We start from the raw sequence: 12,668 nt of genomic DNA, 5'->3' as shown, positions 1-12,668 counted from the left end.
CGCCCTTGTTGCGCGATGCAAATCCATCCGGTCTGGCGCAAAGCGAGGCGGGCTGCAAGCTGCCGCGCGTCATCCTCTCGTCACCTGAATATGCCGTATCAACCAGGCCGCACATAAGTCAAGATGCAGGCTGTTCAAAATCATCCGGTCATGCTAAAACCTTCGAAGCACTGATCTAGCTGCTTGAAAAAGAAGGGAAAAATATGACGAAGTCGGAGTTGATCGAACGAATTGTCACCCATCAGGGTCTTCTCTCATCCAAGGATGTCGAGTTGGCTATCAAGACCATGCTTGAACAAATGTCTCAATGTCTGGCTACCGGCGATCGAATCGAGATCCGCGGGTTTGGCAGCTTCTCATTGCATTATCGTGCTCCCCGTGTTGGGCGCAATCCGAAGACCGGCCAGTCGGTAAGCCTGGACGGCAAGTTCGTTCCTCACTTCAAGCCCGGTAAAGAGCTGCGTGATCGGGTGAATGAGGAAGAAGAGGCGATGGGCTACAGCGTAGAAAAGGATCAGTGAATGCGTATTTTCAAACGAGTGCTGGCGGTAACCATCGTCTTGCTGTTGGTGCTGGTGACCACAGTGTTCGTCCTGGAGAACCGTCAGCCTGTAGGCCTGGTGTTCTTCGGTTGGTCGGCACCTGAGCTGGCGCTGGCTGTGCCTGTTATCCTGGCGTTGTTACTGGGCATGTTGATCGGTCCTGTGCTGGCCTGGTTTGGTAGCTTGCGGACCAAGCGTTCGGCCTCCAGTCGTACCGCCTGATGGGGATAGCGGCAGACGTCCTTTAGCTCAGGGCTATGGGCGCTGTGCCTGCTGCTGCCATGCTTGCCTACAGGCTTGGCTGATATTTTTCTCGCTATTGTGTAGCCTATGTTCTCTACGCTTGTAGGAATATTCATCACCTTGTGAGCGAATGTTCGATTAAATGCTCAGGTTAATTCTTGAGTTTCAGCTTTTTCGGATTAAATCCGACCTTCTTCGGCTATCTTGCTGCAAAAATCCGGCTTTCTGGGCATCCCCGTCCCGGCTTGAAAGTGCCTCTCCCCAAGGCACAATGCCTCCCGAACTGAACAGGTTGCTGGAGGAAGTTGCATGGATTACCCGCATATTGTTCACCATGGCGCGATCGAGCGGGTTACGGGGTCGTGTCACCAGCTGTTTATGGCGCCTCATGAAAGCCTGCTGATTGACTGTGGTGCGGACAGTGGCGAATTGAGCATGACAGCGCCTGATATGGATCTGGGCGTAATCAAAGCGCTGGTGATCACCCATGTTCACAACGACCATGTCGGCCGCCTGCCAGCGCTTCTGGCTGCCGGCTACCGTGGGCCTGTGCTGTGCACCGAGCCGTCCGCCAGGCTGTTGCCGCTGGTTATCGATGATGTGTTGAGGCACTGCGCTGTAGCGGACAAGGCTCTGCTGCGCCAGCTCGAACGGCAGCTGGTGGTCTTGGCCTTTGATCAGTGGTTCGAGTTGCCCGGCACAGCCCTGTCATGTTGCCGATTGCGTCTGCAAAGGGCGGGGCATATCCTCGGTTCGGCGTATGTTGAATGTGATGTTCGCCATGGGGAGGACGGGCGCGCAACACGGGTGGTGTTTTCCGGCGATCTTGGCGCTTGCCAGACGCCGATCCTGCGCGACCTGCGTGCACCTGAGTACGCTGACATCCTGGTGCTTGAGAGCACCTATGGCGACCGTTTGCATAAGGATCGCGGCAATCGTCAGCAGCGCCTCGAAAAGCTCATCGATCAGGCGCTGGTTGATGGCGGCACCGTGCTGTTGCCGGCATTCAGCATTGGCCGCACGCAAGAGCTGTTGTACGAGCTTGAGGATATTCTGCAGCGCAAGGCGCTGCCTGGGCAGTTACCGGCAGGTGATTGTCCGCAGGCGCTGGCGCACATCGACTGGCAGCAACTGCCAGTGATTCTTGACTCGCCACTGGCCAGCCGCTTTACCCAGGTCTATCAGGCATGCAAGGCGCACTGGGATGACGATGCGCAGCAACGACTGGCAGAGGGTCGGGCACCGTTGGCATTCGCGCAGTTGATTACCATCGACAGCCACGCGCAGCACCAGCAAGTGGTCAACTACCTGAGCAGTACGTTGCGACCCGCCATTGTGATTGCCGGGCATGGCATGTGTGTGGGTGGCCGGATCGTCAATTACCTCAAGGCGATGCTGCAAGAGCCCCGTCACCATGTGCTGTTTGTCGGTTATCAGGCCAGGGGCACGCCGGGTTCACTGATACAGCAGGCGGCGGGGCAGGGTGAGGTGTCGCTTGACGGGCAACGCTTTGCTATCCGGGCAGGGGTCAGCACGGTGGCGGGTTACTCCGCGCACGCCGATCAATCGGGGTTGTTGGCGTTTGTGCGTGACATGCAGCGTTGGCCCTCAGAAATACGTCTGGTGCACGGCGAAATACCTGCCAAACGTGCGCTGGGCAAGGCGCTTGAACAGCTTTATGCGACCGGCGACAGGCCGCTGCAGTTGTTGATTCCCGGTGATAGCTGATCCTGCGTCCAGTCGGTCAGCCAGGCTGCCATGATGTTAAACTTGCTGCTTATTGGAATTACCCATCCGTGTTTTTTCCGTGTTCAGAGGTCAGATATTGAGAGTCAGGGAATGCGCCAGCCTGTAGCGGTTGCGGTAACGGGCGCGACAGGATTTGTTGGCCGGGCTCTGGTACGGCGTCTGGTTGCCCTTGAGGTGCCCTGCGTGCGGGCGGCTGTGCGTCAGGTTGGGCACGGGCTGGACCCGGCGGTTGAAGTGGTCATGGTCGATGACCTGTCTGCCGATAACCGCTGGCATGAGTTTGTCGCAGGTATCGATGTGGTTGTGCACTGCGCCGCCAGAGTTCATGTACTCGACGAGTCTGCCGTCGACCCGCAGGCGGAATATTTCCAGGCTAACGTGGCAGCGACGCTTAACCTTGCGGAACAGGCGGTTGCCGCAGGTGTCAGAAGATTCGTATTTATCAGCTCGATCAAGGTCAACGGCGAGTACTCGCTGGCTGGCTCGCCTTTCAAGGCCAGTGACCCCGGTCGCCCTGAAGATCCCTATGGCGTGTCAAAGCAGGCCGCCGAGCAGCAACTGCGTGAGCTGGCTGCGCGTACTGGCATGGAGGTGGTCATCGTCCGTCCTGTGCTGGTTTATGGGCCTGGGGTCAAGGCCAACTTTCTGAACATGATGCGCTGGCTGGACAAAGGTGTTCCTCTGCCGTTGGGGGCGATAAACAACCGGCGTAGTCTGGTGGCGCTGGAGAATCTGGTGGACCTGCTGGTGACTTGCCTGGCACATCCAGGCGCGGCCAACCAGACCTTGCTGGTCAGTGATGCGCAGGATCTGTCGACCACTGAATTACTCAAGCGTGTTGGCAAGGCATTGGGCAAGCCCGCCAGGTTATTGCCAGTGCCAATGTGGTTGTTGAGCACACTGGCCGCGCTATTGGGCAAGCGGGCGTTTTCGCAGCGCCTGTGCGGCTCTTTGCAGGTCGACATCGAGCAGACCTGTACGCTGTTGGATTGGCGGCCGCCGGTAAGTGTCGATCAGGCGCTGCGCGAAACCGCGAATCATTATCTGGAAAATAAAAAGCATGGTTGAGTGGTTGTGGGTTCTCGGATTTGCGCTGTTGTCCTTGCTGTTGACTGCAGTCCTGCGCAGGTATGCCTTGGCTCGTAGCCTGATGGACATTCCCAATGCTCGTAGTTCGCATTCGATACCGACGCCCCGTGGCGGCGGAGTATCAATTGTCATCGCATTCTTGCTGGCGGTTTCGTGGTTAGGCGCGACAGGACGCATGCCTGCCGATCTGCTGATGGCCCTGGCCGGGGCCGGTGGCCTGGTGGCGGTTATCGGTTTTATGGACGACCACGGGCACATTGCCGCCCGCTGGCGTCTGCTTGGGCATTTTGCCGCAGCGATCTGGGCACTGGCGTGGCTGGGCGGTATGGCGCCGCTGCATCTGCTGGGCTGGTCACTGGAGCTGGGTTGGCTGGGCAACGTTCTGGCGGTGTTTTATCTGGTCTGGATGCTCAACCTGTACAACTTCATGGATGGCATTGACGGTATCGCCAGCATTGAAGCGGTAACTGTGTGTGGCAGTGCGTGTCTGATCTATGCGCTGACCGGGCCTGGCGATCAGGTGCTGGTCCCCGCATTGCTGGCGGCTGCAGTGGCAGGTTTCCTGTACTGGAATTTTCCGCCGGCACGAATTTTCATGGGCGATGCCGGCAGTGGTTTTCTGGGCATTGTGCTCGGCGTACTGTCCTTGCAGGCTGGCTGGGTGTCGCCTTCACTGTTCTGGGCATGGCTGATCCTGCTCGGCGTGTTTGTGGTGGACGCTACCTTGACCCTGATCCGGCGTTTGCTGCGCGGCGAGAAAGTGTATGAAGCGCATCGTAGCCATGCCTATCAGTTTGCTTCGCGTCATTACGCTCGGCATCTGCCGGTAACCCTGGCGGTGCTGGTGATCAATCTGGTCTGGTTATTGCCTTGGGCACTGTTGGTGGCCAAAGGCTGGGTCGATGGCGTGACAGGTCTGGTCCTTTGCTGGTTGCCATTGGTGTGGCTGGCCTTGAAATTCAAGGCCGGGCAGGTTGAGCGGGGCTGATTTGACAGCGCGGACCAGCGGTTTTTCATATAGATTGTAACAATTGCTTCGACGAGCTCGGGGCCTGGATGGTTGTAGTGAGGTTTCAAACGAGGTGGCAAGGATTGATTGAGGACACCATGGACAAGATACGAACCTTTCTGCTGGCGCTGCCGCGTCGCCAGAAACGGATCATTCAGGTCGCCACTGACGTCCTGCTGGTCTGGTTCGCCTTGTGGATGGCGTTTGTGGTCCGTCTTGGGGTCGATGATCTGATCAACCCGCTGGACAAGTACACCTGGCTGTTTGTCAGTGCCCCGCTGGTTTCGATCCCGCTGTTCATTCGCTTCGGCATGTACCGGGCGGTGATGCGCTATTTCGGCAACGATGCGCTGATCGCAATCATCAAGGCGGTGACTCTTTCGGCGCTGATTCTCGGTTGCGTGGTGTACGTCTACAGCAATCATCAGCAGATCGTGCCGCGGTCGATCATGTTCAACTACTGGTGGTTGAGCATGGTCATGATCGGTGGGCTGCGCCTTGCCATGCGCCAGTATTTTCTCGGCGACTGGTTTGCTGCCGTGCAGCATGTGCCCTTCGCCAGCCGCGACGATGGCCTGCGCAAGGTGGCTATCTACGGTGCCGGAGCCGCCGGTAATCAATTGGTAGCTGCACTGCGCATGGGGCGGTTGATGCGCCCCGTGGCGTTCATCGACGACGATGAGTCGATTTCCAACCGGGTCATTTCCGGGTTGCAGGTCTACAAGCCCAAGCATATCCAGCGCATGATGGAGGTGACCGGCGCCCAGGAGATCCTGCTGGCGGTGCCTTCATGCACCCGTGGCCGGCGCCGTGAGATTCTCGGCTACCTGGAGGGCTTCCCGCTGCATGTGCGCAGTGTGCCTGGTTTCATGGACCTGGCAGCAGGGCGGGTCAAGGTCGATGACTTGCAGGAAGTTGATATCGCGGACTTGCTGGGGCGTGATTCAGTGCCGGCCCAGGATAACCTGCTGGAACACTGTATCAAGGCCCAGACCGTACTGGTCACCGGTGCCGGCGGCTCGATCGGTTCGGAGCTGTGCCGCCAGATCCTGCTGCTCAAGCCGGCCACGCTGCTGTTGCTGGATCACAGCGAATTCAACCTTTACACCATTGTCAGTGAGCTGGAGCAACGTCTGGCCCGTGAAGCGCTTTCGGTCAAGTTGTTGCCCATCCTGGGCTCGGTGCGCAACCATCCCCGACTGCTCGATGTGATGAAAACCTGGAAGGTCGACACCGTCTACCATGCGGCGGCCTACAAGCACGTGCCGATGGTCGAGCACAATATTGCCGAGGGCGTGGTCAATAACGTGGTTGGCACCCTCAATACCGCACAGGCGGCGTTGCAGGCCGGAGTTTCCAACTTTGTCCTGATCTCCACCGACAAGGCGGTGCGCCCCACCAATGTCATGGGCAGCACCAAGCGCCTGTCGGAGATGATCCTGCAAGCGCTCAGCCGCGAAGCGGCACCGGTGATGTTTGGTGATCAGTCCAATGTGTATCAGGTCAACAAGACCCGCTTCATCATGGTGCGCTTTGGTAATGTGCTGGGCTCTTCAGGCTCGGTGATTCCGTTGTTTCACAAGCAGATCCAGACTGGCGGGCCCTTAACGGTTACCCACCCGAAGATCACGCGTTATTTCATGACCATCCCCGAGGCCGCCCAACTGGTGATCCAGGCCGGTTCCATGGGGCAGGGCGGCGACGTGTTTGTGCTGGACATGGGGGAGCCGGTAAGAATCATCGAGCTGGCGGAAAAGATGATCCATCTCTCGGGCCTGAGCATTCGCTCGGAGAAAAACCCGCACGGCGATATTTCCATCGAGTTCACCGGTTTACGGCCGGGAGAGAAGCTCTATGAAGAGTTGTTGATCGGCGACAACGTGGTGGCCACCGAGCACCCGATGATCATGAGTGCCAATGAGGACTACTTGTCCTGGGATATGCTCAAAGTGTTACTGACCCGCTTGCTGACAGCGGTCGACAAGGACGATTACCACACGGTTCGGCAGCTGCTGCGCGAGACCGTCAGCGGCTATGCACCGGATGAAGATATCGTTGACTGGATTCATCAGGAGCGTCGCCGGGAAACCTGAAAAAGCAGGGCGAAACGGGGTAAGAACTGGCTGTTTCGTGACTGTTTGTGAGGTAACTCCCTGACACGCTCAGGCACTTTTACAGGTTCGCTTACTGGATTAGCTTTCAGGGGCAGCATTGGAATGCTGCTTGAACCTATAAACCCAAGGAGTGCCTGTCATGCGTAATGTATTGCTTTCTTCTGTTTTGTCCGTCCTGCTGGCAACTGCCTCCCTGACGTCTGTTGCCAACCCGATGGGGGCTGCTGCCAATCCCATGGCGGCTGAAACCATGCCCCTGGGGGCTGAAGCCATGGCCGGCCAGGCCCAGCAGGTCGCTGACAAAATCAACATTAATACCGCAGATGCCTTGACCCTGCAGAAAGCGCTGTCCGGCGTTGGCCTGAACAAGGCCAATGCCATCGTGGCGTACCGTGAAAGCAATGGTAACTTCACCTCGGTCGACGAGCTCATCGAGGTCAGTGGCATCGGCAAGACCCTGCTCGACAGGAATCGTGACAAGCTGGCCATCGAGTAACGTCAGCGCAGCATGAACGAGGCCGATCCTGATCGGCCTTTGTTTTTCAGCCCCACAGACGTTTGCTGCCTGCCTGGGTGTACCTCGCAATGCACGCTTTGTGCTGTCAACCAGATGAATGTGCTCGTTTTGCCATTTGTTGCGGTGTTTTTCGCACGGTTGATCTGATATTCCTTGCTTTCCGGTTCTGATCACGGAAAATCGCGCCCCTGCTTTTCAGGGCGGGCGCCGCGCTGCCAATTCCATCCGTGGCGTCCTTGCTTGTGCAATTACCGGAAACGGAGACACGACCGGATGAACGATCAGGCCAATAGCGTCGTAGAACGCCTGGATACAGTCCCCGCAGAGAATGCTGCTTGGAATCGCAACGATACCACCTGGATGCTGGGCCTGTTCGGCACCGCCATCGGCGCAGGTACCTTGTTCCTGCCCATCAGTGCCGGTATCGGCGGCTTCTGGCCTTTGATGGCGTTGGCGATCCTGGCTTTCCCGATGACCTTCTTTGCCCACCGCGGCCTGACCCGTTTCGTACTTTCGGGTCGCAGCGGCGGCGATATCACCGAGGTGGTCGAAGAACACTTCGGTAAAGGCGCCGGGGCAATGATTACCCTGCTGTATTTTTTCGCAATCTTCCCGATTCTGCTGATCTACAGCGTTGGCCTGACCAACACCGTCAGCAGCTTTCTGGTCAACCAGTTGCACATCGCGCCGCCGCCACGTGCATTGCTGGCGTTCGCGCTGATCCTCGGCCTGCTGGCGGTGGTGCGTTGCGGCGAGCGGGTCATCGTTAAAGTGATGAGCATGATGGTCTATCCGTTCATCGTCTCGCTGCTGTTTCTGGCGGTGTTCCTGATTCCGCACTGGAATGGCGGTATCCTCAGCACGGCCTCCACGCTGCCTGAGCCTGCGACCTTCCTGCCAGCCCTGTGGCTGGCGATCCCGGTGATGGTGTTCTCCTTCAACCACACGCCAATCATCTCGGCGTTCGCGGTGGATCAGAAGCGCCTGTACGGTGAGCAGGCCGATGCACGCAGTTCCAAAATTCTGTCCCGCGCCCATTTGCTAATGGTATTGATGGTGCTGTTCTTTGTGTTCAGTTGCGTGCTGACCCTGTCGCCGGCTCAACTGGCTGAAGCCAAAGCCCAGAACCTTTCAGTGTTGTCCTACCTGGCTAACCACTTCCAGAACCCGACCATCGCGTTTGCCGCGCCGCTGATCGCGCTGGTGGCGATCTCCAAGTCGTTCCTGGGGCATTACATCGGCGCCAGTGAGGGCTTCAAGGGGCTGGTGCTGAAGTCCGGCGCGCGTCCGGGCAGCAAGGCTCTGGATCGTCTGACAGCGCTGTGCATGCTGGTGGTGTGCTGGATCGTTGCGACCATCAACCCAAGTATCCTGGGCATGATCGAAACCCTGGGCGGGCCGGTGATCTCGGTGTTGCTGTTTCTGATGCCGATGTACGCGATCCGTAAGGTGCCGGCCATGCGCAAATACTCGGGCAAGCTGTCCAACGTGTTTGTGGTGATGTCCGGTGTGGTAGCGATTTCTGCGCTGGTCTGGTCGTTGACCCACTAAACGACCTGCAGCGACAGGCGGCGGGCGTGCTCGTCGCCTTGCTGGATGGGACGGCGGCGCTGGTCAATCCTGCGGCGCAGGATGCAGTGGCCGGGTCAGGCTCATGAGATGGGCATAGTCGTAGATGTACTGCCGGCCGGCATGGCTGGTCAGGCGCAACTGCTCGATCAGTTGCAGTTCCTTCTTGCTCAGGTACTTCAGCGCCGGATGCTCATTGGACTTCAGGCGATTACGTTCATGGGCGTCAGGAAATGCGATGACGTTCGTCATGAAAAATCTCCTTGGGTAATTAGTCCTTCAAACTGCCCCGTCACTTTCCTACAGCGACAACGAACCTTACCCACAAACTCTCCGCACCCGCAAGCCCACTAATGGGTAGGACATCACAGTGCTTGCGTGACCTCGAAGACCTGACGCTGACCGCTGACGACGATTTCCACGCTATCGCCTTCAGCCTTGCCCAGCAGGCTGTGGCCCAGCGGTGCGCGTGAGGTGATCACCGTGATCAACTGGTCATCGGCCTGAATCTTCAGGCCTGCGGCATCGGGTCCCAGAAATAGCTGGCGCGAGTCACCGTGCTCGGTTTCGAGCATCACCAGATCGCCGACCTGAATCCCGCGTTGTTCGTCGAAGGGTTTGCACGCTGTCTGCTGATAAACGCTCAGCGCCTGACGAATCTCTTCGACCCGGCGTGCCTGGCCGGCGGCCAGATAGGAGGCCTCCAGGCCCAGCGTGTCGTACTTGTTTTCGGCAATGTTCTCTTCGTGGGTCGCGGCCTCATAGGCTGTTTGTGCGGCACGCACGGCAATGTCGAGGTCATGCTGCAAGCGTTCGACGATCAGGTGCAGCAGGTGATTTTTGTCCATGGGTTATCCGCAGAATTCATTGATGCTGGCCCGGCTTTTTTCGCTGGGCGCGGTGCGATCCTGTTGCATCCAGAAGTCGCACTTGGCGCGATTGAAGTGTTTGTTCTGCTGCGCCTCAGCGTATTCACGCGCCTGGCGTGCTTCACTTTCGCGCAGGCTTTGCTCGAACTTCTTGAACATCGCATCAGGTTGTTGAAGGGCCGGTTCTGGCGCTGGCGCTGGGGCGACCCGAGTGACCGCTTCGGCCAGGGCGCGGGTCTGGGTTTCAGGCAAGGCCTTGAGCAGCAGCGGGCCGGTCAGGATCACGGCAACGGCGCCGAGCCAGATGCCCAGGGCAATGCACACAATCAACTTGAGTGACACGTAGAGTTCGTGACGACGGCTTTGGCTGGACATGGCGATCACTTCCTTTGACGGCGTAGGCGGTGGAGGGCGCAGATGATTCATTGTGCCACGCCCGGCGCTGGTGCAAAGCGCTTGTTACGGGCGACAATCGCCGCTTTGAGGTCGGCTTCGGGAAGCGTAATGCAAGTTTCATGGGACATCTTTTGCGATGTCGTGGATAACTACGGCGATGTAGGCGTCACCTGGCGTCTGGCCCGCCAATTGGTGGCCGAGCATGGCTTTGCCGTACGCTTGTGGATCAACGATCTGTCGGCCTTCGTGCGCCTGTGCCCGCACGCCGATCCAGTGGCGGCCCGGCAGTGCCAGGCCGGCGTTGAGGTCTGCCACTGGCCTGAGGATTGGCAGCCTGCCTCAATTCCCGATGTTGTGCTCGAAGCCTTTGCCTGTCGCGTGCCCGAGGCCTACACCCAGGCCATGTTGCAACGCAGCCCGCGACCGGTATGGCTGAACCTCGATTATCTGAGTGCCGAGGACTGGGTCAGTGGCTGTCATGGTCTGCCATCGCCGCAAGCCAATGGTTTGAAGAAGTTCTTCTTCTTTCCAGGCTTTACCGAGCAGACTGGCGGCTTGCTCCGTGAGCAGTCGCTGATTGCCCAACGCCAGGCGTTTCAGGCCGACCCCGCTGCCCAGCAGGATTTCCTGCGCGGGCTTGGGGTACAGCCTGAGTCCGGTGCGCGGTTGATTTCGCTGTTCGCTTATGAAAATCCGGCATTAGGCAGTTGGCTGGACCAGTTGCTGGGCGAAGGCGTTGTCACCCACTTGCTGGTGCCGCAAGGGCGCATTGTCGGCGACTTGCAGCGCTGGCTGGGGGAGGGCGGCCTGCAAGCCGGTGCCATTCGTCGGCGCGGGGCTTTGACCATTCAAGTGCTGCCGTTCGTAGCTCAGGAACAATACGACCGCTTGTTGTGGTGCTGCGATTTCAATGTGGTGCGCGGCGAAGACTCGTTCGTCCGGGCGCAATGGGCTGCGCGGCCGATGCTTTGGCACATTTATCAGCAGCAGGACGATGCCCACCGGCCCAAGCTGGAGGCGTTTCTGGCGCTCTACCTTGCGACATTGCCCGCAGAAGCTGCGCAGACGACTGCCGAGCTGTGGCGCGCCTGGAGCGCCGGGGAGGAGGTGCAAGAGGGCTGGCAGCAACTGAATCGATATTGGCCGCAAATGCGTGAGCATGCAGAACATTGGTGCCAACAGCAGGCAGCGCGCAGCGACCTCGCCTCAGCGCTGGTACAGTTTTACCGAAATTCGCTATGATACGCGGCCTTGATATCAGGCTCTGTACGAAAAACCGCCTGCACAGGCTGCTTCTCGTACAGAGCCTTCGCTAACTCCATCCAAATTCGGATATCTGCAATGAAAACTGGTAAAGAGCTGAAACCCGGCACCGTGATTCGTATCGACAACGATCCTTGGCTGGTTCAAAAGGCTGAGTTCACCAAGTCCGGCCGTAACAGCGCGATCATGAAGACCAAGCTGAAAAACCTGCTGACCGGCTACAAGACTGAAACTGTCTACGGTGCAGACGACAAGCTGGACGATGTGATCCTGGACCGCAAGGAAGCCACCCTGTCGTTCATCAGCGGTGACACCTACACGTTCATGGACACCACCGACTACACCATGTACGAGCTGAACGCCGAAGACATCGACGCCGTTCTGCCATTCGTCGAAGAAGGCATGACCGACGTTTGCGAAGCCGTGTTCTTCGAAGAGCGTCTGGTTTCGGTAGAGCTGCCGACCACCATCGTGCGTCAGGTTGACTACACCGAAGGTTCCGCTCGTGGCGACACCTCTGGCAAAGTGATGAAGCCTGCCAAACTGAAAAACGGCACCGAGCTGAGCGTTGCTGACTTCATCGAAATCGGCGACATGATCGAGATCGATACCCGTGAAGGCGGTTCCTACAAAGGCCGTGCCAAATAAGCACTGCTTTGTAGCCACGCTTCACGAAAAAGCCCGCACAGTGTTGCGGGCTTTTTCGTTGCGGATGAAAAAACGGGAGATCCGCAAGGGATCTCCCGTTAGTGCAAGCCAAACCGTTTGCAGCAATCAGACGGTCACGTGCAGGCGTACATCAACGTTGCCACGGGTGGCGTTGGAGTACGGGCAGACCTTATGCGCTGCATCGACCAGTTGCTGGGCGTCAGCCTGTTCCAGGCCCGGCAGGCTGATATGCAGGTCGATGTCCAGACCGAAGCCACCCTCAATCTGACCAATGCCCACGTGAGCGGTGATCGAAGCGTCTGCCGGGATACTACGCTTGCTCTGGCCCGCCACGAACTTCAGGGCGCCGATGAAGCAGGCCGAGTAGCCGGCGGCGAACAGTTGCTCAGGGTTGGTGGCTTGACCGCCCGCGCCGCCGAGTTCTTTTGGGGTGGCCAGCTTCACATCGAGAATGTTGTCACTGGAGATCGCACGGCCGTCACGGCCACCGGTGGAGGTTGCTACTGCGGTGTAGAGCGCTTTCATGAGATTTCCTCGTCGGTTGTGTTTTGCGCTAAAATTTAGCGCGCTAACTAATGTGAGGTGAAATATATCCTGCAATTATCTTGCGCGCAAGTTAATTGTTGGGAATTTCTCGGG

At 58.2% G+C, this 12,668-nt stretch carries 14 protein-coding genes; 10 read left to right on the top strand and 4 right to left on the bottom strand.

Annotated elements, in window-relative coordinates; all coding sequences use genetic code 11:
* Positions 1-203: 203 nt before the first annotated feature.
* The 8 genes from ihfB to PSCI_RS01705 all read left to right on the top strand — a co-directional run bounded on the left by ihfB (position 204) and on the right by PSCI_RS01705 (position 8,814).
* Positions 204-521: an integration host factor subunit beta gene (ihfB, locus tag PSCI_RS01740; RefSeq protein ID WP_045482001.1), complete on the top strand. Its 318-nt coding sequence runs from the start codon at positions 204-206 to the stop codon at positions 519-521.
* On the top strand, positions 522-764 hold the full coding sequence (locus tag PSCI_RS01735) for a LapA family protein (RefSeq protein WP_045481998.1): 243 nt from the start codon (positions 522-524) through the stop codon (positions 762-764). It abuts the gene before it with no gap.
* Between the two features lie 330 nt (positions 765-1,094).
* Positions 1,095-2,513: an MBL fold metallo-hydrolase gene (locus PSCI_RS01730; protein ID WP_045481995.1), complete on the top strand. Its 1,419-nt coding sequence runs from the start codon at positions 1,095-1,097 to the stop codon at positions 2,511-2,513.
* A gap of 111 nt (positions 2,514-2,624) precedes the next feature.
* Complete coding sequence (locus PSCI_RS01725; protein ID WP_045481994.1) at positions 2,625-3,602, top strand: UDP-glucose 4-epimerase family protein; 978 nt, start codon at positions 2,625-2,627, stop codon at positions 3,600-3,602.
* Complete coding sequence (locus PSCI_RS01720; protein WP_045481992.1) at positions 3,595-4,611, top strand: MraY family glycosyltransferase; 1,017 nt, start codon at positions 3,595-3,597, stop codon at positions 4,609-4,611. Before PSCI_RS01725 ends, PSCI_RS01720 begins: the two co-directional genes overlap by 8 nt.
* Positions 4,612-4,730: 119 nt before the next feature.
* Positions 4,731-6,725, top strand: a complete 1,995-nt coding sequence (locus PSCI_RS01715) for a polysaccharide biosynthesis protein (protein WP_045481990.1) — start codon at positions 4,731-4,733, stop codon at positions 6,723-6,725.
* 160 nt (positions 6,726-6,885) lie between these two features.
* Positions 6,886-7,242 (top strand): ComEA family DNA-binding protein, encoded by a 357-nt coding sequence (locus tag PSCI_RS01710; protein ID WP_045481987.1) that lies wholly within the window; start codon positions 6,886-6,888, stop codon positions 7,240-7,242.
* Positions 7,243-7,536: 294 nt separating this feature from the next.
* Positions 7,537-8,814 carry an aromatic amino acid transport family protein gene (locus PSCI_RS01705; protein ID WP_045481985.1) on the top strand — a complete coding sequence of 426 codons (1,278 nt, stop codon included), beginning with the start codon at positions 7,537-7,539 and terminating at the stop codon, positions 8,812-8,814.
* Between the two features lie 63 nt (positions 8,815-8,877).
* On the opposite strand, the gene PSCI_RS01700 is transcribed toward PSCI_RS01705, so the two are convergent.
* From PSCI_RS01700 to PSCI_RS01690, 3 genes are all read right to left on the bottom strand, one after another.
* Positions 8,878-9,084, bottom strand: a complete 207-nt coding sequence (locus tag PSCI_RS01700) for a hypothetical protein (RefSeq protein WP_045481983.1) — start codon at positions 9,082-9,084, stop codon at positions 8,878-8,880.
* Between the two features lie 113 nt (positions 9,085-9,197).
* Positions 9,198-9,680 carry a GreA/GreB family elongation factor gene (locus PSCI_RS01695; RefSeq protein WP_045481981.1) on the bottom strand — a complete coding sequence of 161 codons (483 nt, stop codon included), beginning with the start codon at positions 9,678-9,680 and terminating at the stop codon, positions 9,198-9,200.
* Positions 9,681-9,683: 3 nt separating this feature from the next.
* Complete coding sequence (locus PSCI_RS01690; protein WP_045481978.1) at positions 9,684-10,076, bottom strand: hypothetical protein; 393 nt, start codon at positions 10,074-10,076, stop codon at positions 9,684-9,686.
* Positions 10,077-10,205: 129 nt separating this feature from the next.
* On the opposite strand from PSCI_RS01690, the gene earP reads away from it, so the two are divergent.
* Both earP and PSCI_RS01680 read left to right on the top strand, forming a co-directional pair.
* The gene (gene earP, locus PSCI_RS01685) at positions 10,206-11,339 is read left to right on the top strand and encodes an elongation factor P maturation arginine rhamnosyltransferase EarP (RefSeq protein WP_045481977.1); all 1,134 of its coding nucleotides are present in this window, start codon (positions 10,206-10,208) and stop codon (positions 11,337-11,339) included.
* A gap of 99 nt (positions 11,340-11,438) precedes the next feature.
* Entirely contained in the window at positions 11,439-12,008 is a 570-nt protein-coding gene (locus tag PSCI_RS01680) for an elongation factor P (RefSeq protein ID WP_045481975.1), read from the top strand.
* 126 nt (positions 12,009-12,134) lie between these two features.
* On the opposite strand, the gene PSCI_RS01675 is transcribed toward PSCI_RS01680, so the two are convergent.
* On the bottom strand, positions 12,135-12,554 hold the full coding sequence (locus tag PSCI_RS01675; protein ID WP_045481974.1) for an organic hydroperoxide resistance protein: 420 nt from the start codon (positions 12,552-12,554) through the stop codon (positions 12,135-12,137).
* Positions 12,555-12,668 lie beyond the last annotated feature (114 nt).

It is taken from the genome of Pseudomonas sp. StFLB209, assembly GCF_000829415.1.
Taxonomy (GTDB): Bacteria; Pseudomonadota; Gammaproteobacteria; order Pseudomonadales; family Pseudomonadaceae; genus Aquipseudomonas.
Note: the sequence above shows the minus strand (reverse complement) of the source record. Positions and strands in the feature narration are given on the sequence as shown.

Bases quoted from the DNA above. Each gene is read 5' to 3' on its own strand.
- PSCI_RS01700 (WP_045481983.1), bottom strand. From the start codon at position 9,084: ATGACGAACGTCATCGCATTTCCTGACGCCCATGAACGTAATCGCCTG.
- PSCI_RS01690 (WP_045481978.1), bottom strand. From the start codon at position 10,076: ATGTCCAGCCAAAGCCGTCGTCACGAACTCTACGTGTCACTCAAGTTG.
- PSCI_RS01705 (WP_045481985.1), top strand. From the start codon at position 7,537: ATGAACGATCAGGCCAATAGCGTCGTAGAACGCCTGGATACAGTCCCC.
- PSCI_RS01680 (WP_045481975.1), top strand. From the start codon at position 11,439: ATGAAAACTGGTAAAGAGCTGAAACCCGGCACCGTGATTCGTATCGAC.
- PSCI_RS01675 (WP_045481974.1), bottom strand. From the start codon at position 12,554: ATGAAAGCGCTCTACACCGCAGTAGCAACCTCCACCGGTGGCCGTGAC.
- PSCI_RS01710 (WP_045481987.1), top strand. From the start codon at position 6,886: ATGCGTAATGTATTGCTTTCTTCTGTTTTGTCCGTCCTGCTGGCAACT.
- PSCI_RS01695 (WP_045481981.1), bottom strand. From the start codon at position 9,680: ATGGACAAAAATCACCTGCTGCACCTGATCGTCGAACGCTTGCAGCAT.
- PSCI_RS01725 (WP_045481994.1), top strand. From the start codon at position 2,625: ATGCGCCAGCCTGTAGCGGTTGCGGTAACGGGCGCGACAGGATTTGTT.
- PSCI_RS01715 (WP_045481990.1), top strand. From the start codon at position 4,731: ATGGACAAGATACGAACCTTTCTGCTGGCGCTGCCGCGTCGCCAGAAA.
- earP (WP_045481977.1), top strand. From the start codon at position 10,206: ATGCAAGTTTCATGGGACATCTTTTGCGATGTCGTGGATAACTACGGC.
- ihfB (WP_045482001.1), top strand. From the start codon at position 204: ATGACGAAGTCGGAGTTGATCGAACGAATTGTCACCCATCAGGGTCTT.
- PSCI_RS01720 (WP_045481992.1), top strand. From the start codon at position 3,595: ATGGTTGAGTGGTTGTGGGTTCTCGGATTTGCGCTGTTGTCCTTGCTG.
- PSCI_RS01730 (WP_045481995.1), top strand. From the start codon at position 1,095: ATGGATTACCCGCATATTGTTCACCATGGCGCGATCGAGCGGGTTACG.
- PSCI_RS01735 (WP_045481998.1), top strand. From the start codon at position 522: ATGCGTATTTTCAAACGAGTGCTGGCGGTAACCATCGTCTTGCTGTTG.